Source organism: Vibrio sp. TRT 29B02 (assembly GCF_050113655.1).
Taxonomy (GTDB): Bacteria; Pseudomonadota; Gammaproteobacteria; order Enterobacterales; family Vibrionaceae; genus Vibrio.
The window spans coordinates 33,224-56,824 of sequence record NZ_JBNJOJ010000005.1 but is presented as its reverse complement, the minus strand read 5'-3'; the positions used below and the strand labels follow the sequence as shown (position 1 = coordinate 56,824).

General features: G+C 45.2%; 22 protein-coding genes. 12 read left to right on the top strand and 10 right to left on the bottom strand.

The window, feature by feature from the left end:
* Nucleotides 1–6: 6 nt before the first annotated feature.
* Nucleotides 7–1,284 carry an HD-GYP domain-containing protein gene (locus ACQEXT_RS04625; protein WP_426950824.1) on the bottom strand — a complete coding sequence of 426 codons (1,278 nt, stop codon included), beginning with the start codon at nt 1,282–1,284 and terminating at the stop codon, nt 7–9.
* Nucleotides 1,285–1,507: 223 nt separating this feature from the next.
* On the opposite strand from ACQEXT_RS04625, the gene ACQEXT_RS04620 reads away from it, so the two are divergent.
* The 6 genes from ACQEXT_RS04620 (at nt 1,508) to sstT (ending at nt 6,347) form a co-directional block, all read left to right on the top strand.
* Complete coding sequence (locus ACQEXT_RS04620) at nt 1,508–2,047, top strand: GNAT family N-acetyltransferase (protein WP_426950823.1); 540 nt, start codon at nt 1,508–1,510, stop codon at nt 2,045–2,047.
* A gap of 94 nt (nt 2,048–2,141) precedes the next feature.
* The gene (locus ACQEXT_RS04615) at nt 2,142–2,570 is read left to right on the top strand and encodes a hypothetical protein (protein ID WP_138970866.1); all 429 of its coding nucleotides are present in this window, start codon (nt 2,142–2,144) and stop codon (nt 2,568–2,570) included.
* Complete coding sequence (locus tag ACQEXT_RS04610) at nt 2,567–3,160, top strand: SCO family protein (protein WP_426950822.1); 594 nt, start codon at nt 2,567–2,569, stop codon at nt 3,158–3,160. The genes ACQEXT_RS04615 and ACQEXT_RS04610 overlap by 4 nt, the downstream gene beginning before the upstream one ends.
* A 4-nt stretch (nt 3,161–3,164) precedes the next feature.
* On the top strand, nt 3,165–3,611 hold the full coding sequence (locus ACQEXT_RS04605; RefSeq protein ID WP_426950821.1) for a copper chaperone PCu(A)C: 447 nt from the start codon (nt 3,165–3,167) through the stop codon (nt 3,609–3,611).
* Nucleotides 3,612–3,850: 239 nt separating this feature from the next.
* The gene (gene rsgA, locus ACQEXT_RS04600; RefSeq protein ID WP_426950820.1) at nt 3,851–4,915 is read left to right on the top strand and encodes a ribosome small subunit-dependent GTPase A; all 1,065 of its coding nucleotides are present in this window, start codon (nt 3,851–3,853) and stop codon (nt 4,913–4,915) included.
* Between the two features lie 211 nt (nt 4,916–5,126).
* Nucleotides 5,127–6,347, top strand: a complete 1,221-nt coding sequence (gene sstT, locus ACQEXT_RS04595; RefSeq protein ID WP_426950819.1) for a serine/threonine transporter SstT — start codon at nt 5,127–5,129, stop codon at nt 6,345–6,347.
* 49 nt (nt 6,348–6,396) lie between these two features.
* Here the strand turns inward: sstT and ACQEXT_RS04590 are convergent, their stop codons facing one another.
* Complete coding sequence (locus ACQEXT_RS04590; RefSeq protein WP_426950817.1) at nt 6,397–7,542, bottom strand: tetratricopeptide repeat protein; 1,146 nt, start codon at nt 7,540–7,542, stop codon at nt 6,397–6,399.
* Nucleotides 7,543–7,927: 385 nt separating this feature from the next.
* Here ACQEXT_RS04590 and nagB point away from each other — a divergent pair, with 385 nt between their 5' ends.
* Nucleotides 7,928–8,728 carry a glucosamine-6-phosphate deaminase gene (nagB, locus tag ACQEXT_RS04585; RefSeq protein WP_269375152.1) on the top strand — a complete coding sequence of 267 codons (801 nt, stop codon included), beginning with the start codon at nt 7,928–7,930 and terminating at the stop codon, nt 8,726–8,728.
* A gap of 66 nt (nt 8,729–8,794) precedes the next feature.
* Here the strand turns inward: nagB and ACQEXT_RS04580 are convergent, their stop codons facing one another.
* The 3 genes from ACQEXT_RS04580 to ACQEXT_RS04570 all read right to left on the bottom strand — a co-directional run bounded on the left by ACQEXT_RS04580 (nt 8,795) and on the right by ACQEXT_RS04570 (nt 10,783).
* Nucleotides 8,795–8,968 (bottom strand): hypothetical protein, encoded by a 174-nt coding sequence (locus ACQEXT_RS04580; protein WP_269375153.1) that lies wholly within the window; start codon nt 8,966–8,968, stop codon nt 8,795–8,797.
* 81 nt (nt 8,969–9,049) lie between these two features.
* On the bottom strand, nt 9,050–9,817 hold the full coding sequence (locus ACQEXT_RS04575; protein WP_426950815.1) for a PilZ domain-containing protein: 768 nt from the start codon (nt 9,815–9,817) through the stop codon (nt 9,050–9,052).
* A 246-nt stretch (nt 9,818–10,063) separates the two neighbouring features.
* Nucleotides 10,064–10,783, bottom strand: coding sequence for an SDR family oxidoreductase (locus ACQEXT_RS04570; RefSeq protein ID WP_269375451.1), 720 nt, complete (start codon nt 10,781–10,783; stop codon nt 10,064–10,066).
* 150 nt (nt 10,784–10,933) lie between these two features.
* Here ACQEXT_RS04570 and ACQEXT_RS04565 point away from each other — a divergent pair, with 150 nt between their 5' ends.
* Nucleotides 10,934–11,833: a LysR substrate-binding domain-containing protein gene (locus tag ACQEXT_RS04565; RefSeq protein ID WP_426950814.1), complete on the top strand. Its 900-nt coding sequence runs from the start codon at nt 10,934–10,936 to the stop codon at nt 11,831–11,833.
* Here ACQEXT_RS04565 and ACQEXT_RS04560 read toward each other — a convergent pair.
* Nucleotides 11,830–13,266, bottom strand: a complete 1,437-nt coding sequence (locus tag ACQEXT_RS04560) for a coniferyl aldehyde dehydrogenase (protein ID WP_426950812.1) — start codon at nt 13,264–13,266, stop codon at nt 11,830–11,832. The genes ACQEXT_RS04565 and ACQEXT_RS04560 overlap by 4 nt on opposite strands.
* A gap of 496 nt (nt 13,267–13,762) precedes the next feature.
* Between ACQEXT_RS04560 and ACQEXT_RS04555 the strand changes: the two genes are divergently transcribed.
* A complete protein-coding gene (locus tag ACQEXT_RS04555) occupies nt 13,763–15,514 on the top strand; it encodes an SgrR family transcriptional regulator (protein ID WP_426950810.1) in 1,752 nt (583 codons plus the stop codon).
* Between the two features lie 127 nt (nt 15,515–15,641).
* A complete protein-coding gene (locus ACQEXT_RS04550) occupies nt 15,642–16,442 on the top strand; it encodes a Cof-type HAD-IIB family hydrolase (RefSeq protein ID WP_331417192.1) in 801 nt (266 codons plus the stop codon).
* On the opposite strand, the gene gloA2 is transcribed toward ACQEXT_RS04550, so the two are convergent.
* Nucleotides 16,417–16,830, bottom strand: a complete 414-nt coding sequence (gene gloA2 / locus ACQEXT_RS04545; protein WP_426950809.1) for an SMU1112c/YaeR family gloxylase I-like metalloprotein — start codon at nt 16,828–16,830, stop codon at nt 16,417–16,419. The two genes, ACQEXT_RS04550 and gloA2, sit on opposite strands and share 26 nt — an antisense overlap.
* Nucleotides 16,831–17,121: 291 nt before the next feature.
* Here gloA2 and ACQEXT_RS04540 point away from each other — a divergent pair, with 291 nt between their 5' ends.
* A complete protein-coding gene (locus tag ACQEXT_RS04540; protein ID WP_426950808.1) occupies nt 17,122–19,032 on the top strand; it encodes a tetratricopeptide repeat-containing diguanylate cyclase in 1,911 nt (636 codons plus the stop codon).
* 4 nt (nt 19,033–19,036) lie between these two features.
* Nucleotides 19,037–19,987, top strand: a complete 951-nt coding sequence (locus ACQEXT_RS04535; protein WP_426950806.1) for an endonuclease/exonuclease/phosphatase family protein — start codon at nt 19,037–19,039, stop codon at nt 19,985–19,987.
* Here the strand turns inward: ACQEXT_RS04535 and ACQEXT_RS04530 are convergent.
* From ACQEXT_RS04530 to napG, 3 genes are all read right to left on the bottom strand, one after another.
* Nucleotides 19,984–21,567, bottom strand: coding sequence for an ATP-binding cassette domain-containing protein (locus ACQEXT_RS04530; RefSeq protein ID WP_426950804.1), 1,584 nt, complete (start codon nt 21,565–21,567; stop codon nt 19,984–19,986). The genes ACQEXT_RS04535 and ACQEXT_RS04530 overlap by 4 nt on opposite strands.
* Nucleotides 21,568–21,906: 339 nt before the next feature.
* Nucleotides 21,907–22,761 (bottom strand): quinol dehydrogenase ferredoxin subunit NapH, encoded by an 855-nt coding sequence (napH, locus tag ACQEXT_RS04525; protein WP_426950803.1) that lies wholly within the window; start codon nt 22,759–22,761, stop codon nt 21,907–21,909.
* Entirely contained in the window at nt 22,761–23,522 is a 762-nt protein-coding gene (gene napG / locus ACQEXT_RS04520; protein WP_138970851.1) for a ferredoxin-type protein NapG, read from the bottom strand. Before napG ends, napH begins: the two co-directional genes overlap by 1 nt.
* Between the last annotated feature and the right edge of the window lie 79 nt (nt 23,523–23,601).

The window sequence follows — 23,601 nt, the reverse complement described above, 5'->3', positions numbered from 1 at the left end:
CAGCGGCTATGCGACCGCTGGCTCATCGTAAGACTGCCCAATTGAGATTCGGTAACACTCTACGGAGTTTGCGACCAAGCAGCCAAACACTTGCTTATCTAACTTTCCTTTATCAACTAAGTCACCAATAATGCTGATTGCATTCTCCAGCGGCAAACCTGCTCGATAGGGTCTCGACTGAGTGAGCGCTTGAAAAACGTCTGCAACCGCAACCAGTCGGCTAGGGCCATCTAAGCTTTCGGCTGTCAGTCCTAGAGGATAACCTGACCCATCAAGTCTCTCATGGTGGTTAGAGGCCCACTGAATCACTTTCGAGTTAGTAAACATACTTTGTAACGCATGCCTAGAGTCCGTAGCATGGCGCTTAATACACGCATACTCCTCATCAGTCAGTGCACTCGGTTTATGCAAGATAGAGCTTGGCGTTTTAAGCTTGCCAATATCGTGAATCAGACCAGCGAGATAAAGCGTTCGACTAGTTTGGTTGGAGTACCCCAATTTTCGAGCCATAAACTCGGTCAACTGGGCTACGTGTAACGAATGCTGATAGGTGAACGAACTCTTCGCATCAACAATCTGTGCAAACAGCTCTGCAACTTCAATCGAACCTTCCAGACCAATATCACTGGAAAACAGAGGCATTTGCGAGAAAGTGTTAGATAGATTCTCTATGTATCTGGCTTCCATAGAAAACCAAAAGTCATCACACGCTATCAGATCGCTCATCTTCTCGACCTGATTCGGTTCAAACATGGTTCCCGAATTCGCCTTTAACTCACAGAGTATCGTTTGTTTTCCTTCATTGGTAATGTTGCCGAATGCGTCGAGTGATTCTGGCCCGTGCAGATAGTCGAGACGATCCGAGAGAAAAACCAGCGCTGCATACTGCTTGTTTTCTTCGCTAACAACGTCAAGCCGAGCCAAATCTTTCCACCATGTATGATGGTAGAGAATGGGGATCGCGAGATCAGAAAGATGGCGACAAGCATGTAACAACTCATAGCCTTTAACACAATGACTCTCTGTACTTAGCGGAACAAAGTTTTGCAGTAGCTCTGTACATTCCGCCTTTTCAGATACTCCGCAATCATGGATCAAGCCAAGAGAAAACACGGTTTGTGCTCTCTCTTCACTCCACCCCAGTCGCTGCGCACATCGATAAGCAATGTAGGCGACCCTGTGGCCATGATAAATATCGTCTACTCCAACCGCGTCCAGTGCATAAGCGATTTCAAACAACACTCGACGTAAATCAACATTTACGTCTTCCTTGGGCAATTTCATTCGAACACTTAAACTGATTATTAATAATTTTTATCGTACGAGGGTAAACTATAGAACGACACTCTAACCACAATTTATGAAAGGTTATTAACAGATTTGTGACTTGTGCAACGTAGTGCACTATTTTCGTGCTAGAAATGGCGTTAATTTACAAACTGATCATATAGCAATCACCTTTTAAGTCTGTTAGTTTAGACCGAAACAAATATGCAAATGAGACACTATGTTTAGCCAAAAAGTCGATGACGATATTTCCATCGCCCTTGTCCAAGAATCGTTCGCACCACAGTACACATCTTTGATTCAAGAACAGATAGACTATCTGTCACAATGGTTGGCATGGCCTCAGCACTGCAATAGTGAGCAAGATTTTCGCCTATTTGTGCAACGAGCGTTGCACGAGTATGCAGATGGAAAATCTATGACTTGTGCGATTTTCTATCGGGGAGAACTGGTTGGAAACTGCAGTTTCAACAGCATCAATTCCGATACGCTATGTGCTGAAGTTGGCTATTGGCTATCTCAGTACCATCAAGGCAAAGGAATCATGACTCGAGTCGTCACATTCCTGATTACATATGCGTTTGAGCAACTACAGCTAGAGAAAGTACAACTTTCTGCCGCAGTAGATAACCAAGCCAGTCGGCAGGTGGCTGAAAGGGTCGGAATGACGTTAGAAGGAATCCTGACTAATCAGGAAAAAATTGGATCACGTATTCTCGATCACGCCATCTATGGTATCAAGAACAGTCAAGCTCGCTAGGCTTGATAATGAGCACATTTTTACTCGTTATCTCATAGATTTATGGCGTTATGTGCTAGCATTGCACTCGCTATAAATCCTAGAGATGGACATCATGCCTACCATTGCAAAGTTACTGCTAATCATTGCCGCTCTTGGTGGCGGGTTCTTTGCCAGTGACCTAATTTCTTGGTTCCAATCGACTAAACAATCAATTTCTCTTGATCAATACTGTTTGCTAACAACCAACAGCTGCCAACATAACGAAGTGGCGATATATGTCGACAAAGATACCAGTCAGCCATTAGTCCCAACCCAAATCGATGTTACTTGGCCGCAATCCGACAGTGAATATCTTCTCTTGTCCCTGCAAGGGTATGAAATGGACATGGGAACCGTGGTCTTCAAGCTGGATAAAACCCCACAAGGTGGCTTTTCTGGTCAGATAATCCTGCCTGTTTGCACAACCGAGGCAATGACTTGGTATGGTACGGTCAGCGATAGCAAAGAATCAATAAAAACTTCAATAAGGATGGAACGATGAGTCGTAATTGGTCGTTAATTTTAGTCGTCGCATTTGTGCTCGGTTTTGGGCTAAAAAGCTACCTTGATCAACAGCCTAAATCAGCGTCAGTAGAACAGTCTGATTCGAAGGTGGTGTTATTTGGAAAAGATAATCAGCCTGTTGACCTGTTCGACAGCCAGGATTCACGTATACGCGTTGTTTACTTTGGCTTCACTCGCTGTCCTGACGTTTGTCCAACTTCGCTTGCCATGTTAGCGGGGGCGTTAAACCAAGTCGATGACGAGGTGAAAAATCAGTTTCGGCCAATATTTATTTCCCTTGATCCGGAGCGTGATGCCGCCTCTGATTCTTACAAGTACGCACAATATTTCCACCCGATGATCGAGGGGGTATCTGCGCCACTTGAAGTAACAACACCGCTTGCCCATAAATATGGCGTTATTTTTCGCAAGACCGAGTTAGAAAACTCGCAGTTGAAATACACACTCGATCACAGCTCTTATTTCTATTTCCTAAAACCAGATGGTACATTGATTACCAAAGTGCCACACACACTGACACCAGCTCCGCTGGTCGAAGCCTTTAAAACTGTTATCTCAGAAGGATAGTTGAATGAAACGTAAAGCCCTCTTACTTGCAACATTGGTTCTAAGCCCACTGGCTCACGCTAAAATGGACATCATGGTACATCACGCTTATGCGCGCGCGACGCCACCAACAGCCGTTACGAGCGCCGTATTCGGTGAATTTATGAACAGAGGTGAACAAGAGCGCTATATTGTCTCAGCGACAACCGAAGCGGCAGGCAAGGTTGAACTTCACGATGTGATTAAAGAGGGTGAAGTCATGAAAATGCGTCAGATTGACCGCATTACCATCCCTGCGAAAGGAAAAGTTGAGTTAAAACCGGGTAGCTTGCACATCATGTTATTCGATCTCAAACAGCCACTAGCGGAAAATAAAGAAATCGACGTCCAACTCACGTTCGCGAATGGTGAACAATACACGTTCACCGCACCAGTGAAAAAAGTCATGAGCGGAATGCAACACAAGCACTAAAAATAGTGACGAGCAGAGGTGGGCATTCGCCCTCCTCTTTTGCTAGAATTGCACAAAACTGAAACAGTTCCATAGGAGGATACGATGATTGTACTAACAACCCACCCGGCAGGAACGGCGAAGCTTGGTTAATTAAAACTCCCCTTCCCTTCTCATTGCCCGGTGTATATCAAACCGGGGTCTTAGACCCTAGCAAATCTAATTAATAGATACAGATTTTCTGTAAGCTTGGGGCATATATGAATACCAAAGCACAACCAGCAATGTCATTAACGACACTTGGCTGGAACAATCTTTTTCAGCAACAGTTAACACTTGAAGATATCGAACACCAACGAATCGCCGCTCGAGTCATTGAGCACCATCGAAGCGGATATAAGTTGCTGTGTGAGTCAGGCGAAATCAACTTAGAAATTCACAAGTCTCTACCTTCCATGACGGTAGGTGACTGGGTTTTGCTCGATGTTGACTCGCGATTCGTCCGTCTGTTAGAGCGTCAGTCGCTCTTTCAACGCAAAGCGGCCGGCAGTAAAGTCTCTGAACAACTCATTGCCGCAAATGTGACGTCGCTGTTTATTGTTTGCTCATTGAATGATGACTTCAACCTCAGCCGGATCGAACGATACTTGGCTATCGCACATGAAGCAGAGGTAGAGCCTGTTATCGTCTTGACGAAAGCAGACCTAACCGAGCAACTCGATGAGAAAAAAACACAAGTTCAAAAGCTAGACCCTCTACTAATGGTAGAGTCAGTCAATGCATTGGACTATCAACAGTGTCAACGTCTTCTTGCTTGGTGTAACAACGGTAAAACCGTCGCGTTTATGGGATCTTCAGGGGTCGGCAAGTCAACCTTAGTCAACAGTTTGTTGCAGCAACAGGCGCAACAAACGGGTGGAATCAGGCAGAGTGATAGTAAAGGGCGTCATACGACAACGAGTCGTTCTTTGCATTTCATGCCAAGCGGCGCAGTGCTCATTGATACTCCTGGAATGCGCGAACTCCAGTTGGTTGACTGTGCCGATGGCGTTGCAGAAACCTTCTCTGACGTAGAATCTCTTGCTGCACAATGCCGCTTCTCAGACTGCCAACACCAAGACGAGCCGGGTTGCTGTATTCGTCAAGCGATTGAATCGGGTCATCTCGAGCAAAGAAGGCTGAATAACTACCTTAAACTTATCCGTGAGCAACAGCACAACAGTGCAACTATTGCGCAAAAACGGGCCACATATAAACAACAGACTAAATATTACAAGAGAGTGCAAAATGCTCACCGTAACCAGAAACACGTGAGCGACTACTAAAACATAAAGGGGGCAGTCGCCCCCTTTTGCTATTTACCAATTTAATACACATTTAAAACATATAATTCACATGAAATGAATTATCTTAATTTTTCATGCTACTTTTCAATTAATCCTAGACACATTATTTCAAGTCGCTAGTATTAACGACTCAGTTAGCAATAACTGAGATGACTATAAATTTATAAATCTATTCATTGCAGGGATAACTATGCAACACAACTCACTCATTGCGCGCTTTGCACGTGGCAATCTGGTACTACAGATCCTAGCTGGCATCATTCTTGGTGTTGGTCTGGCAACTGTATCTCCAGAGCACGCGAAAAGTGTCGGTTTACTCGGAAGCCTGTTTGTCGGTGCACTTAAAGCGGTTGCACCAATTCTTGTGTTTATTTTGGTTGCGGCTTCGATCGCTAATCAAAAGAAAAACCAACATACCTACATGCGTCCAATCGTAGTTCTTTACCTTTTCGGCACATTTACAGCAGCGTTAACCGCTGTTGCATTGAGTTTCCTCTTTCCAACCACATTGACGCTAGTATCAGGTGCAGAAGGGGCTACACCGCCTCAAGGCATTGCTGAAGTACTTAACACTCTTCTATTCAAGCTAGTCGATAACCCAGTTAACGCGCTAATGAGCGCGAACTACATCGGTATCCTTGCATGGGCAGTGGGTCTTGGTTTGGCGCTTCATCACGCATCTGGCACCACTAAAGCAGTATTTGAAGACCTTAGCCACGGCGTTTCACAGATCGTTCGCTTTATTATCCGTTTAGCACCATTTGGTATCTTCGGCCTTGTCGCTTCCACACTGGCGACAACCGGTTTCGAAGCTTTGGCTGGCTACGCTCAACTACTCGCGGTTCTTTTAAGCTCTATGGCGATCATTGCGCTGATTGTTAACCCACTCATCGTGCTGGTTAAGACTGGAGAGAATCCATACCCACTTGTTCTGCAATGTATTCGCGAAAGTGGTGTTACGGCATTCTTTACTCGCTCAAGTGCAGCAAACATTCCTGTCAACATGGCACTATGTGAAAAGCTTAAGCTTGATGAAGATACTTACTCAGTTTCTATTCCTCTTGGTGCTACCATCAACATGGCGGGTGCCGCGATTACTATCACAACGCTAACACTAGCAGCAGTTCATACCTTAGGCATTGAAGTGGATCTTATGACCGCATTGCTATTGAGTGTTGTTGCGGCAATTTCAGCATGTGGCGCATCAGGCGTAGCAGGTGGTTCTTTGCTATTGATCCCGCTAGCTTGTGGTTTGTTTGGAATTCCAAACGAGATTGCTATGCAGGTTGTCGCGGTTGGCTTCATCATTGGTGTGGTTCAGGATTCGGCAGAAACGGCTCTAAACAGCTCAACTGACGTTGTCTTTACCGCAGCGATTTGTAAATCAAAACAAAAAGAAGCACTTAAATAACTAAGCGCCTCTTCGCGATAAAAAAATGGCCTCATTAAAGAGGCCATTTTTATTTCTTATCCATTGGTGACTGTGAGTAATCCAACCGCTCTTGTGGTGGTTCTGCATCTGGTTGTTCGGTGAGGTTCGTTTCGTCAACTTGCTCGACACTCTCTGCATCAAATGTGGCTGTAACGGGTGGTGAACCTTGTTCACTGATAGGAATCGAACGCTTATACAGTTTGTTAAGAGCCTTGATGACAGAGTGCTTGTTCACTTTGTTATCACGAATCTTCTTAATCATCGGCTTGGCAAGGCTCTGCAACCCGACGACAGTATCCACACCAATATTAAGTGCCACTTGATCACGTAGTACACGCGCCGAGTCGTGGCCTAATTGACCCGCAAGAAACAGCCAAATATAGGCAATCGCATTTCCATTGGGACGTTGATCCATCCATGTCTCGCCAGCCTTATACATGGCTTCCAAGTGACCTTTTTCTGCCGCGCGTTCCAACCAATAAACGCCTAAATTGAAGTTACTTGCAACACCGTAACCTCGTATGTAGTTCATTCCCAACTTCATACGGCCTTCATTGCTTTTCAATTCAGCCGCTCGACGATAGTAGCCCGTTGAACGAGATCGACTCTTTTGTGGGTTACTTTCAGCAAGGCACCAATCACCGAGAAACAGCATGGAACCAATATGGTTTTGCTGTGCAGCGGATTCCAATATGTCTACCGCTTTTGGTCGATTCTCTTCGGTACCTCGCCCATAAAACAGCGACTGAGCCATTTCATATTTATGCTCTAAGCTACCTTCACTCGCGGCGATACAAATTTGCCAAAATTTAGACTGCTCACGAAGAATCACATCTTGCTTCATTTTATTGCTAATGCGCACAACGCCGTACATGCCTGTTACGCTGTCCAGTTTCGCGGCTTTGGTGTACCAGTAGATCGCTTCTTTCGTCCGAGTCCGCTCAGCCTCTTTCGCCAAATAAAGAATCGTAGGGATATGTCCTCCCTCAGCCCTCATTATTCGCTCTTCGTGTTCCTGCTTTCGATGCTTATCCATCGCTTTACGATGAGCAACTTCCCGTTCTCTACGCTCTTGTTCTAGGCGTTTCTTGCGGATGGACAAGGCGAGCATCCACATAAACATGCCTAGCAACAAAAGCCCGGTCGCACCAATCGCGATCCCTATAATATTCATTTAGTCTTCTTTGTTGTCTTTATATTTCTAATAAACACTGTATCGGCAGTGAGCTCAATTATTTGAACTTTACCATCATACCTGAATAACTAAATACTCGCATAAGTTACCTTGGCGTATAGCATTTCATTTGCATCACAACGTGATACGTGTCGCTATTAACCCAGATGCTACTGCCTTAGTTTTAGCCTTGAAATTTTCATTCGTTGAACCTCTTTTTTGGTGTTTTTTTATACTAAGCAAACGAATACAAGCTAAGATCTCTACACCTAAACTGACCAATTCGAGAAAAATTGACCAAAAACAATAGCAGAAGGTAGAAACTTATTTTATAATGCGAATTAATGTTTCAGGGCATCATAAATTCCAATATTAGGGGCACAAAATGAGACTTATCCCGTTAAACAAAGCAGCACAAGTCGGTAAGTGGGCAGCAGCACACATCGTGAAACGCATCAACGATTTCAAACCAACAGCTGAGCGTCCATTCGTATTAGGCCTACCAACTGGTGGCACTCCTCTTGCGACATATAAAGCACTTATCGAACTTTACAACGCTGGTGAAGTAAGCTTTAAGCACGTTGTTACATTTAATATGGATGAGTACATTGGTATCCCTGCCGATCACCCAGAGTCTTACCGCTCTTTCATGTACAACAACTTCTTTAACCACATCGATATCCAAGACGAAAACATCAACCTGCTTGATGGCAACGCTGCGGATAACGAAGCAGAATGCAAGCGCTACGAAGACAAGATCAAGTCTTACGGCCGTATCAACCTATTCATGGGTGGCGTGGGTAACGATGGTCACATTGCCTTTAACGAACCTGCATCTTCTCTCTCTTCACGCACACGTATAAAAACGCTAACTGAAGATACTCGTATTGCAAACTCGCGCTTCTTTGATGGCGATATCAACCAAGTACCTAAGTACGCACTTACTATCGGCGTAGGTACACTGCTAGATTCAGAAGAGATCATGATTCTTGTTACTGGCCACAACAAAGCACTAGCACTTGAAGCAGCAGTTGAAGGTTGTGTTAACCACCTATGGACAGTATCTGCTCTACAGCTACACCCTAAATCGGTGATTGTTTGTGACGAGCCAGCAACTCAAGAACTAAAAGTGAAAACAGTGAAATACTTCACTGAACTAGAAGCTGAAAACATTAAAGGTTTCTAACGCATTTTTCATGCAGTGACTAACACAAAAAATCCGAGCATAGCTCGGATTTTTTATTCGTGTTGATTAGCTCTCGGGAAACTCACCTTTCGCACCTAGATCGGCACTTGCGGTCCAATGCTCATTTGGGTCAAAGGTTTCGTCACACAAGTCTATCGAATAGCCCATTTCTAACACTTCTTTGATGGTGAGGTTATCTGCGACTTGAGTTACTTCACCATGCTCATTGCGTAGTTCCATGCTTTCGTCCTCCCAATATGCTGATGTCCTCACTACTCAGTATAAGCAATAATGAGACATACGTTAGGCGAGAAGCTAAAATCAAAGGGTAAATTTTTGCTGAATCGAACAGAAGTTGAGACCTTCGATAAAGGAACTGACAAACTCTAAACTATCATCATCAAACTTCACGCCGTATTTTCGATAATGGCTTGTCTTAGTCACGTTTTTCACCACAGCTCGCAACACTTCAGAATCCTGATCGTTGCCATCACTGCCGCTAAATACTTTTAACTCTATACCAGAACCGACGTTATAGTTGGTCTTCCCTCTATCAACAACGATCAAGCAACCATGCTGAGAAATATCTCGAATCTGACAAATATACTTGTGACTGTCTGGCGCTAAAATGCCATCAAGACTGATTGCCAAACGAGCACTTTCTCGCAAACCCACCGCAACCTGAGTTGCCTTAGGTAAGGTAATCAAGAGTAAATCATTGTCGCCGCCGCTCAGTACATACTCAATCTTACTCTTAAAATAGACGCGCGCCCCTTCCCCTTTGGAAGAGATAACACAAGCCTTGATAGTGTAGCCTCGCTGCATAAACAGCGACATTTCCTTTGCTGAAATGTCCGGCATCTCCATCAGTAAGATGTTATTTGAATGAAGCCCAATGTACTTAGTTCGACATTTAAGTACCTTGCCAGTGGGCGTAGTAATGATGCATGCCACTTCACAAAGAGGCATCACATCCTGAAAAGCATCCTCTCCATATCGAATCGACGATGACGGCTCTTGTGCTTTTTCTATATTTTCATTTTTTGCCGACAATTCAATGGATTCTGCTGTTTCTTCTGCCTTCGCCATTACTGACCTTTTTGCATATAAAAAACATATGACAGTTATAGTATCAAATAGTCAATTGTCCTACCGCAGTGATCACAAAGCCCAATATTTTTCATCTAGCTAATTAGTCTATAGCAGCGATATTGACCTATTTTTATGCCAACGACTGCCATTATGTTCTCCCTTCATTGGGTGTAAAACCGGTTTTTCGGTTGTATTCTTTGGTAAAAAAAGGCCGAACTAACGTCGGCCTCTCTGCTTTTTCATTTACGGTTGCTGTTTAGTTGGTGCAAGAGCAATCTCTCTAATACAGACATTTTGTGGCTGGTTATATGCGAACTCGACAGCGCGAGCAACGTCATCCGCAGCTAAGACCCCCCCCATATCGACTTTCCAATCATCGTAGCCCTGCTTAATCTCTTCAGAGGTTGTATGTGATAAAAGCTCGGTCTCTACTGCACCAGGAGCAATGGTGGTAACACGCACGTTAGAGGCCGCAACTTCTTCTCGCACATTCTCGGAAATCGCGTGAACGGCAAACTTAGTGCCACAGTATGCTGCATGGTTGGGGAATGTTTTTTTACCCGCAATAGAGCTGATGTTGATAATCGTTCCACTGTTACGCGCCATCATAGGAGCCAGCACCGCTTGCATCCCATTCAATAAGCCGAGCACGTTAACATCAAACATCCGTTTCCACTCACCAGCATCTTGTGTATCAATTTGACCAAGTAACATCACACCAGCGTTGTTAATAAGTCCATCTACAGGACCATATTTCGCTTCCGCTTTTGCGATGGCAGCTTCAAAGGTCGCCTTGTCTGTCACGTCCACTTTTTCACATAGCGTGTTTGGTAGGTTTAGCTGCTCCAGACGGTCAACGCGACGAGCCAATAGCAGTAGAGGATGGCCTTCATTACTAAGACGACGAGCAATCGCTTCACCAATTCCTGAACTTGCACCTGTGATTACAATGAGTTTCTTCATCATTATTTCCTCTGTTGATTAACGTGGCAGCCTGATTCACTGCGATGAGGGAATAGTAAGATCAATTGTTTTGTTGATATATATCACTTAGGTTGAAACACTGTTGTCATACCGCAACAATAAAGACAGTTCATTCGAATAGGTACGCCCATGCTCAACAGTCTAAATCTTGCTGATATACGATCATTTGTCTTGATTGCCCAACTTGGCAGTTTCACCAAAGCAGCACAAGCGTTAGATGTATCACGTTCACATGTTTCGAGGCAGATCAGCAACTTAGAGAACCAAATGAGCGTGACTTTGCTCATCCGTACCACGCGCACGCTCAAGCTGACAGACGCAGGAAAGCGATTCTACCTACAATGCGAGCAAGCACTTAACGGCATAGAACAGGCTGTACTCGGGGCGGTAGACGACGTAGAAAAAGTCCAAGGGGAGATCCGAATCAACTGTGTAGGCGGCTACTTAGGTGAAGATGTGATCGGGCAAATCGCCTGCGACTTTATGCAAGAGTACCCGCAAACTCAAATTCACCTCGATTTTAGTAGTCACCGAGTTGACCTTTTAGAAGAAGATTTCGACATTGCATTTCGCATGGGGCAACTGGAAGACTCAGGCTTTATTGCACGTAAACTCATGACCGTCGAGATGAGTACACTAGCCAGCCCTGATTATCTCAAAGCAATGGGAAGACCCTCACATCCCAAACAACTCGTCTCTCACCAGTGTCTAACGGGCTCTGTTAAACGTTGGGGATATCAACACAAAGTCACTCACAGTGAGTTGGAAGTGGTGATAAAAGGGCATTTACAGTGTAAAAATGGTCGAGTACTCGTCAAAGGCGCCCTTAACCATCAGGGCATCATTCGAGTGCCTAAAGTCTACTGTCTCAACCAGATAAAAACAGGACAACTTATCGAAGTGTTCGATGAATGGCACATCCCAAGTGTCTCGTTCTCAGCGATTTATCACAAGGATCGTTATCAGCCAAAACGGCTTAGAGCCTTCATCGACTTCGTTATTGCCCGTTTTGCTTCCGGGGTTGTTTAGCGGAGAAAAAGCCGTGACAACACTTTTACAGCCAGTCCTCGATACTTCAATATGATCACATTACGCGGTAACCATGTTGGCGTAGAGAGTACGGTTTTCGCCTTGGAGAAAGTCCTGAAGCCTTCCTCCCCATGATATTGGCCAATACCTGACTCACCAATGCCACCAAAGGGGGCATCATCAGCCGCAACATGAAGTAGCGTATCGTTTATTGCCACTCCACCGCTATGTGTCTGCTCGATAACTTGCTGTTGAAGCACCTTATCGTTAGACATCAGATAGAGAGCGAGGGGGCGAGGTCTTGCATTGATAAAGGCAAACACTTCGCTTAAATGGCGATAACCGATCACAGGCAGTATGGGACCAAAAATTTCCTCCTGCATCACCAGCATCTCTGGTGTCACACCGGTGACCAATTGAGGCAACATCTGATGCTTCTCTAACTCAACACCATCAATCGAGTGTACGGATGCCCCTAAATTTTTTGCATCTTGAACATAGCTTTGTAAACGTAACCATTGCGTCTCATTGATGATTTGTGTTGCCGAATCCAATCGACCTTTGCGGACATAGAGCTGAGAATATCTCTCCAGATAGCACTCGATAAACGAGAGTTCTTTCCCTTGAGGCACCATTACATAGTCTGGAGCGACACAGATTTGCCCAGCGTTAATCGATTTACCTAAAATGACAGCATCGACCGCTTTACTCATATCTGCATCATCGGCAATTATTGCGGGAGATTTTCCTCCCAGTTCTAATGTCACCGGTGTCAAATTACGAGCGGCTGAAGCTGCAACCAATTTACCGACCTTGGTTGAGCCAGTAAAAATAAGGTGATCAAACGGCAGAGACGAAAAGTACTGAGCAATATCAGCGCCACCTTCTACTGGTCGAACGTATTCACCAAACTGAGCAAAAATCTCACTTAATACTTGATTGGTATGCGGCGTGTGTTCACTTAGCTTAACTAACACTCGGTTACCTGCCGCCAAAGCAGTGATAATTGGTGCAATACTAAGCACGATAGGAAAATTCCACGGCACTATTACACCAACAACACCAAGAGGCTGGTATTCGACACGCACTTTTGAAGGCATTAGCAGCAAGCCTGAATGACGTTTACTTGGTTTAAGCCATTTTTTAAGATGCCGAATCGTATAGTTAATGTGTCCAACTGCAGGTAACAGGTCACAAATTAACGAATCAAAATCACTGCGATAGCCATAATCTTGATGTAAGGCATCAACCAGAGCTCGCTTGTTGTTGAGTAACTCTGACTTGATACTCTTTAGAATGTCCAGCCTTTGCTCAAGTTCTGGATAAGGGTTGGTAGAGTAATGCGCTTGAACTTCCGCAAACAGGTGCTGCAGTTCCTGCTCCGTTTTGACATGTTCCTTATGCCAACGATTAAGGTCTACGACTTTTTCCATATTAGTAGCCAACAGGTATTATCATGATTTCTGGCTTAATATTAGTCAGTTTTGACCATAATGTCCCGTACTGAAGCACTTTTTTGCCTTATCAACATTGAGTCATTGGCGAGAAAACAAGCAGCATCACGGAACTCTTCGTGGGGGTCAGGAGCATGTTCATCGTAATGCTGCTTAAACTTTACTAACTACCACTCATTAGAGCGAGTAGCGATAACAGCGCAAGTCTCTCTATCGTCCTAGAGCAACGGTTCAATCGCTGCTGATAAAACGCCAATAGAGGTCCAGCCTCTGATTGATGGTTCATAGATATCCCTCTCGGTTGACCCATTAAGTTTGCTGCTTAATGGGGAAAACAAAAAGAGCTTATATTTAGTTTCTTTTTTCCTATTAAGACTCAAGAGCAGCAAATAAAATCAAATATCTGTGGATTACAGACTAAATAGGGAACAAAATAACCATACAAATTGCTTGTTATCTTGTTTGAGAGCCACTTGTGTCCGATCTGAACCTACTTCGCTACTACCAGCGCCTGACGCCCCTTGGCGTCGGCGTCGAAATCAAAACCGCTTTGCCTGCGATAGCAGAGGCTCTATACACCAGTCCTCGGCATGCACGAAATCTCCTGAATAATATGCAGCAGCTAACTTGGTTAACTTGGGCACCTAAAGTTGGTCGAAATCAACGTTCGACATTGATTCTTAATCTCTCAGTAGACGAACTCAAAAATCAGTTGGCGATAAAAAGAATATTGGCAGGAAAATATGAGAAGGCTCTGGCAATACTAGATGACGATCAATCCGCCTTCGGTCGACTGCTGCAAAGCACCTCTGGAGCATCGTTTCGTCAAGGGCAGTTACATATCCAGCTCACCTATAAACGTCCATTTGAACGATTGGTTCCTCATCAGTTACAACGCTCAAGTGAACGTTACTTATTGCGACAAATATACTGTTGTTTAGTCGCGAGTACCGCTGACGGGGTACTAGAACCGCAACTGGCTCATCACTGGCAATACAACGAGCAGACACTGGAATGGTCTTTTTATCTCAGACCTAGCCTCACTTTCCACAACGGAACGCCGATTGATGGAAAAACCGTCGTTGAGCTGTTTAATAAACTCAGACAACTTGAAGACTACCGTAGCGAGTTGAACCATTTAGAGAGTGTGTCCTGTGCTGGAAACAACAAAATCGTGTTTAAGCTGACCACTCCAGATCAGGGATTCGGTGGTTTAGTTTCCGGTGTAAAATACTCTATCCAACCGAGCGAACAGGTCAATAACGCTACCAATAAAATGATTATCGGTTCCGGCCCTTTTGAAGTGATCGAACACTCTGATGCTCGTCTAAGTTTACAAGCATTCGAGCGCTACTACGCATGCCGTGCACTTACAGATAATGTCACGATATGGCATCTGGATGAGAGCGAACTGTCCAATAAACAGATACAAACCAATCAGCCCGGAGCGCAATCTGATCAGCATTGTAACTACTACGTATCCCATGCAGTGAGCCAAACCGTAGAAAGGGATGTAAAACAGAGCCGTACAGAAGACGGATGCATGTTTATTCTCTTCAACCAATGTGCTGATACAGTGCTTAACGATAGCCAGCGTCGCTTCCTTTCTAGCTATCTAACGCCAGATAAAGTGCACGACTATCTCAAGCAAAGCGAGCGTTTATTCGGCTGCGAAATCGCACATAACTTACTGCCTATGTGGCACAAAATCACTCGCCCAGCGACGGCTGAAGTGGCTTTACCAGATAAGCTCACCATCGCTATCTATGATTACAGCTCATTGAAAAATTGTGCCTTGGCCATTCAACACTTACTCAAACTGAAAGGTATTGAGGTCACTATTAACACCTATAGTTACCGCCAACTAACGGCACTTTCTACGTCAGGTCAACTTTCTGAATCCATCATAGTGACCAACATTAACCTTGACGACAACCGACATGCGTCAGCCTTTAACAGCTTGTACCATAACCCCATTATTCAGCGTTGCATTGGAGAACAATCAAAACGTTGGTTAGTCGAAAGCCTGAACGAACTTCGTTGTCAAACGGCGTTAGATGAGTACCTAAACGCACTCGAACCTATCGCATCAGCCCTCATCAACCAATACTGGCTATCACCGCTCTTCCACCATCGCCAAACATTACGTTTTCAGGGGGTTTTGAAAGATGTGGCGCTAACAAACTGGGGCTGGCCAGATATAAAAAATGTTTGGTCCGCAGACTAATCTGAAAACGCCGGATCACAACACAAAAGAATCTCTGCCGATTGACTAAAATCACTTGTCTAGTAGACAAACTGATGTAAGTTAACGGTTCTGTCTTGCCTAAGAGCACACACTACAAACCTTAATTATGCAAAAGCCAAACATTAGATTTGTTGCCGCCGATATGGATGGCACACTCCTTGATGAAAATAGCCAACTAAACCCAAAATTTTACGATATATACCAACAGCTTGAAGATAAAGAGATCATCTTTGCCGCAGCATCAGGCCGTCAGTATTACAGCCTGATAGAAACCTTCGCTCCAATCAAAGATCGTATGATGTTCATCGCTGAAAACGGCACTTTGGTCATGCATCAAGGTCAGGAGCTTTACAGCTGTGAGATAGACAAACCATCTATAGCCGCCATCATTAAGCAAGCTCGAGCTATTTCAGGAGCGCACATCGTGCTGTGTGGGAAGCAATCGGCCTATATTGAAACCAACGATCCCCGCGCACTAGAAGAGTTCGCAAAATACTATCACCGCTGCCAGTATGTTCCCGATCTGCTGCTTGTTGATGACGACTTTATCAAAGTGGCAATTTGTCATTTCGACGGAACGGAAGAGTTGGTATTTCCAACCTTCGACCAAGCATTCGGCAACAGCCACCAAGTCGTTGTCAGTGCAAAAATCTGGCTGGATGTGATGAATGCACAAGCATCGAAAGGGGCTGCGATTGAACACTTACAGCAAACCCTAGGCTTTACTCACCAGCAAACCATGAGTTTTGGTGATTACCTCAATGACCTAGAGATGCTAGAAGCCAGCTACCATTCTTACGCAATGGACAACGCGCATCCTAGAATCAAGCAAATTGCCCGCTTTGCAGCACCATCTAACCGTGAGGCTGGTGTATTAACGGTTATACAACGTGAGCTGCTTGACTAAGCGAGTCTTGGTAAAGCTCCAGTGGTAAGCCATCCGGATCGTTGAAGAAGGTAAATGATTTACCAGTAAATTCATCTATCCGGATCGGTTCACATTCAACACCCTGTGCCGCTAGGTAATCGACGAAACCCTCTACCGATTCGACCCGAAACGCCAAATGTCTGAGTCCCTGAGCTTCTGGTCTCGAAGGCCTTGACGGTGGATTTGGAAATGAAAATAACTCAATTTGACTACCGTCTGGCAAAGCAAGATCAAGCTTATAAGAGTTTCGTTCTGCGCGATAGTTTTCCGCAATCACGGCCAATTTGAGTACATCGACATAAAACTGTTTAGATCTTTGGTAATCAGAGCAGATGATGGCGACATGGTGTATACCTTTTAATTGCAATGTAGGCATCCTTATTTGTATCTAAACCTTCAGTCAGTCACGAGTGAACCATCTGGATTGAATTGCCAGCAGTCACCGCAAGCGACTTACATAGTGCACTTTTCTAGTGCTATTGCAATCTCACAAGAGCCGTTTCAGAACGCACTGAAATCGCGTGCGCGTTAACCCTTTGTCGATTGTTCGTCAAGCAGGTCAACAGGTAACTTTTATTTACCGCAATAAAGTGCAGGATATTGATAAAATGGTAAACTTTAAGTCTAATTGTCTTTTTAGTGAGCTGTATAAGTTTTAATGAAGCATCTTTGGTCTCTTTTAACCATTCTATTCGCTATCGGCAGTGTTGCTCACGCACAAGCGGCTTGTAACATAGAGTCAGAGCATGATTTTCTCCATTCGAATATCTCCGTTAAGGAGCGTTCGATGCTGACATTTTACTATTCCTCCTTGTGTCAGCCGGGGCTCGTTGATCTCAAAGATATTTCCTTGCCTGATAACGCTTCGCCTCAGGCCCAAGCGTTGTACTACTTTGGCCTGCATAATCTAAGTAGATACGAAGGCATCGCCGTGCCTAATGGTCCGGATATGTTAGCGCTTGGTATCGAATCAAAGATTGAATGGATTAGCGCAGAAGCCAAGCTAATCAAAGCCATCAAACTGATTGACTCCGATTTACTTATTGAGGGTGAATCGCTGCTTCATGAAATTGTCCCTGTAGCGGCAGATATCGGCTATAAACGCCTACTTGCGCGAACTTATCGCTGGCTGGGCAACGTTAATGTGCAGCAATCGGATGTAAAAGCGAGCTTAAAGTACTACAAAATGGCGTTCGAGTTGATCACAGAAATTGGTGACAATTTCCAGACAACGATGACGCTTAACAATATCGCCACCGTCTATATGATGGCGGGCCAGTGGCACAAAGCGCATAACTACCTTAAACGGGCACTCGATCTCTACAAAATCAACCATTACGACAACAGTTTGTTTGAAGCGATTCTTTACGCCAATTCGAGCACGACTTACTTCGCGCTCGGTGAACATTCCAAAGCGACAACCTATATGGAAATGGCGCTTACCGACGCCGATCAGACGGGCTCAAGTCGCATAAAACTTTCTACTCTTGCTGATATTTCCATGCAGTATGCAAAGGTTGGTCAGACGACCGAAGCGTTAGACATGGCGCAGCGTTGTGTCGATGTATCTCAAGAATCCGGCAACACTGACCACATGTTAGCTAACTGCTATGAAGCGTTTGCGACTGCGTTTTTGGCCGAGAAGAACTACTCTCAAGCCATCCACTATGCACAAAAGGTACTGGATATACTGAGTGACTCAGAAAGCGATGAAGTCGTGTGGGAGATGGACATTCTAGGTAAGCTCGTTCAAGCATACGAAGCTCAGGGGGACTACCAACAAGCGCTCAATTATATGAAGCGCGAATCCTTGGTGCGACAAATTTTCTATCGTGAGACCTACAGCGAAGAGATATTGAGTGAAAAAAGTGCGCTAGAACGCCAACTCAATAGCCGTGAAGTGGAACTGTTAGAAGCACAGAATGAATTGCAAGACATCACGTTAAAAGAGCAACGTGCGCGAGAGATCCTTTACCTTACTCTGTTTGGCATTTTGGCTTACTTTTCTCTACGTGGCATCCTTCGTCTCAGAAAAGCAAACGCAGTGCTAAAGAGCCAGAATACCACCGACTCTCTCACTGGCGCTTTCAACCGACGTTTTCTTGATGAGTGGCTTGAACAACAGTCAGCACTGAAAAGCAAAACTCAATATCTCGTCAGCATTATCGATATCGACCATTTCAAAAACTTCAATGATCAATTCGGCCATGAGGTTGGGGACTCGGTATTGCGCGAAACGGTGCGCGTGTTACAGGCTAAACTCAGAAAAGACGACTTACTGGTTCGCTGGGGAGGAGAAGAGTTTATCCTCATCATGCCACTAGAGAGTACCAATATGGTCAATGATACTTTAGAGCGCCTGAGAACGACCATCGAACAACACGAGTTTCTGTACCCGCAACACACGTTTAAAGTGACAATCTCTTTGGGCGCGTCTATTAGCGATGCAGAAAACATCCAGTCTGACTGGGAATCGATCTTCGCCAAAGCTGACTCGGCGCTCTATCGCGCCAAAAATGGTGGACGCAACCAATACTCCATCGACCCTGAATATACATCGGTTGGATAACGCATTGTTTGCAGACAAAAAAATGACCTTCGCCACCGCCAACTTGTTCAACTTTGTTGAGCCCCCGAACGCATTTTATGATTTTGAAAGCATCTATGAGCACCAAGCGTGGCGTGAGAAAAAACGCTGGACGCAGCATCAGTTAACTCAACTCAATGCTGACATAGTCGGGCTACAAGAAATATTTAGTATCGCTGCGGCGCAACAGATGATGGAACAGCTCGGCTACTCCTATTTTGCGACGGTGGAAACCCCTACAGTTGAACAAGACTATATCTATTCCAAACCCGTTGTCGCTATTGCGTCAAAATACCCCATCACTCAGGTTAATCCAGTCAGTCCTATCAGCGAAATTGCATTGGATTATCAGACCCAGATTCCGAGTTTTAGCCGTCAGCCGGTTCAAACCATTATCCACGTGCCGGAGATTGGAGACATCGCAGTCTACGTCTGCCATCTAAAATCGCAGCGTGCGACGGAAAGCCGCTCTCCTGAACGAGATCTGCCCTTAGTCGGTCGCTGGCTTTCCAGTCAGCAGCGAGGTTGGGAAGCGCTGATGCTTCGCCTGTTTATGCAACGCGAGTATCAGCACAACCCTCGACCAACGGTGTTGTTAGGTGACTTTAATCAAGCCATATCCAGTGATATTACTGGGCTGCTCACAGAGCAAGTTGAGCAACCAGACAGCGCTCTGACACTTGAAGATAGCTGGCAACTGTTCAACTTAACCCGTCCCAATGCAGAACGAAAAGCCACGCACTACCACTTTGCCAACGGCAATGTACTCGACTACATTCTTTTGTCACAGGAGTTCCAACCTCACAGTCCCTACTCTCTCGCAGACGTAACGGACTATTTGGTCCTAGACAAGCATCTAACCAACCCACACTTCGAGCTTGATAAGCAGGCCAGCGATCACGCCTTTGTCGCCACAACGGTCAGGTTTATCCTTTAGCCCCCCTCTCCTACGAGCGTATATCGCTGCGTAACACCGCTCTCATTAACAAAATCATCATCGTGACTAACCAGAATGAAAGCGCCCTGATAGCTTCGTAACGCCTCAGCCAGCAACTGTTTTGAGTCTAAATCGAGATGGTTATCTGGTTCATCAAGTAACAATATTGGCGATTGTGGCTGGTGACTGGCGATCAACATGGCCAATTTCATCTTTTCACCACCACTGAGCAAACTGGCCTGTCGATAGACAGTGTCACGACGGAAACCAATACCTGCCAGTAAGGTTCGTGCATCACTTTCAATTATCCCAGAGCAATACTCCATTAGGTTGTCCAATATCGAGTGTGATTCGTTGATCAAACCAAAATGCTGATCCAAATAACAGACCGGATGATTGATCTTTAACTCCCCCGACTCTAGACAAATATCGCCCCGCAGGACCTTCAGCAAGGTCGATTTGCCACTGCCATTGCCACCACAAAGATGCAGTCGACTATTCCCTTCAAGGATCAGATTGATCGTCTCTCGGCTGCCGAAAGGCAGTATGCCACTGACAATATTGAGTCGATTTGCTCGGCTAGCTTCGCCTTGTTCAAGATAGATCTTTTGCGGCGTTATTTGCTCATAACGACCGCTCAGAGCATGATGTTTCTGTGCCAGCATCGTCCTCCGGTTGTTGTCATTTTTTAACCGATTGGACAGTGATGCCGTCGCGCTGTCTTTCATACCGTCCAATATCAGTTTTGACTGACTGCCCGACTTACGTAATTTATTGCCCTGCGCCTCTCTTTGCTGGGCTTTTTCATGGTTTCTCTGAGCCTGAACTTCGAGCTTTTTCTGCTCTCCTCGTATCGCTTCAATCTGACGTTCAAGCGCGTTACGCTCTCGTTGTTTCTGCTCAGAATAGACATCATAATTGCCACCATACTGAACCAACCCCAACTGGCTCAGTTCCCAAATTTGATCCATCTGGCGCAATAATTGTCTGTCATGACTAATGAGCAAAATATGGCCCGAAAATTGTGCCATTTTCTCAATCAGCCAAGCCTTGGCTTCTCCATCAAGATGGTTCGACGGCTCATCCAGCACCAAAAGATCAACCTCGCTATTAAACAGTCGCCACAATTGGAGTCGTGCCAACTGTCCACCACTGAGCTTACTACAAGGAAAATTCACCTCGCGTGGCAACCCCAACTCCGCCAGTTGCTGACTTAGTCTCTGCTTAATCGTCCAGTCATCAGCGAGCATTTCAAACCACTTGTCATCACAATCGCCCTTTTCAATATGTTGTAAGGCTGTGATTTTATCTGTGACCCCTAAATAGTCTGCTACGGTTGTTGAGTTCATAAGCCATTGCGACGGCTGTTGACTATAAGTATCGTGTGTCGCATTAATCACAACACTTCCTGATGTTGGCCGATGTTTTTTGGTCAACATACCCGCTAGGAGTGACTTACCCACCCCATTTCGACCGACCAGACCAACCCTTTTATCGGACAATGAACATGAAATGTCACTAAAAAGACGATCACCGTTGTCAAACTGGTAACTGATTTTATTTGCTTGTATTACTGGCATACTTTGCCTCCTGAGCAACAGGATTAGGCGTAGCAAAGTTTGGATAGATCGATCCCGATAATGCTAAGGAACCTTATATTCAATTGTGTTTAGAGAAGTATGCTTGAGAATAAGCAGTGACGAGCTACGCCGACTAACCCTGTGAAATCCGAAAATAATGTAAACAGTGGATAACAGGTGTTAGTTATTCATATTGGCGTAATCTCCTAAAGAAATGATGGCGCGATTATAGAACACTTTTTGCTCACCGAGCAACCACAAGCGTGCACAGTTGCACAGCAGACTATGGCTAGGCCGCTGTGCATTGAGTGAGCACCGTTAACTGGGTCGCCGTTACTTTCAATCGAGTTGCTTGATAGAAATGCGATTTTTAAACTCAAAGACCTTCTCTGCGCAAACATCGATGCAACGGCCACAACTGATACAGTTTTGATCCATCACTCGACGATCCCCTTCTTTTAATGGCTGACGTAATACATCTGGTTCAGGGCAAACGTAATAACAATCCATACACTTGGTACACTGTTCTCGCTTGACCGCCACGACACGCAATAAGCTTTTTCGGCCAATCGAACCATAAGTTGCACCAAGCGGGCAAAGATGACCACACCAACCATGTTCAACTAACAGAAGATCGAGTACGAAAACCAAGCCAATCAAGACCCAACCCGCACCAAAACCGAACACCAGACCACGATGCAAAGCGGCGACAGGGTCAATCCAGGCCCAAAGTACGCAGCCCGAAAGTGCACTGCCAATAAGTAATACTGGGATCAACCAGTAACGAATGGTCGATGACCAGCGAAAGCTGGATTTAAGATTCAGCTTACGGCGCAAAAAAGCGGCGAAGTCAGTCACCATGTTCAAAGGGCAGACCCAGCCACAAAATGCACGTGGACTCAAAGCCGCATAAAAAACGACCACAACCAAAACGCCGATTAAGGCGGTTGCCTCAGGTAAATGACCGGCAGCTATCGTCTGCATCATGATGAGTGGATCACTCATTGGCACCACGTCAAATAAAATGCTGGATGACAGGTTTCCTTTGAGCACTCCTAAAGTAGGCCCCGCCATAAACAGAGCCACAATAAGCAGTTGGCAACATCGACGCAGAATTAAAAAGCGGTGAGCTTGCCACCAGCCAAGTTTTTGCACAGCTTCTTTACCGGCGTTCTTTGCTAGGTTCTTAGCCATTACAACTTACCCCCCAAGGTTTCGAGGGCTTCGTTTGGCACCTCGGGCGCACTGTTTTCAAGTGTTTTGTTGATCTCTTCCCATCCCAATTGGTAGTGAGCTCCCATCTTGCCTTTTGCCAGTTCAGTGGGAATGATCTTGATTGCAGCAATCTCAGTGACGCAAGCTTCTTCGCATTTTCCGCAGCCTGTACATTTGTCTGAATGAACGGTTGGAATCAACTTAGCATGATAACCAGTTCGTTCATTGCGCACGTGTTCAAGCGTTATCGCCTCATCAACAAGCGGGCAAACTCGATAGCAGACATCGCAACGTAAACCTTGCCAGTTGAGGCAACTTTCGTGGTCAATGAGTACCGCGGTACCCATTCTTGCATCATCGATGTTGGTCAAATTAGGATCGAGGGCACCCGTCGGACAAACCGGCACACAAGGAATGTCTTCACACATCTCACATGGAATGCTACGAGCGGTAAAATAGGGTGTTCCTGACTCTACAGGAGATAACAGAGTGGCCAGTTTCAATGTCTCATAAGGGCAAGCCTGAACACACAATCCACAGCGAACACACGCTTTTTCAAACTCACCCTTTGGCAAAGCACCTGGCGGACGAATCGGAACACCTGTGCCATCTCTTGCCTGACTTTGCATTGACTGCAACCCCAATACACTTGCCGCAGCCCCAACACCGGCTGCTGTCCGAACAGCATCACGCAAAAACCGACGTCGGCTCTCTGATGTTTTTGATTTAAACCCACTCATGATTCACTTCCTCACACCAGCGGTTTAGCTAGGCTCAACTCTCTTCGTAACCATAGCAATCCTGAAGATAATAGCTGCA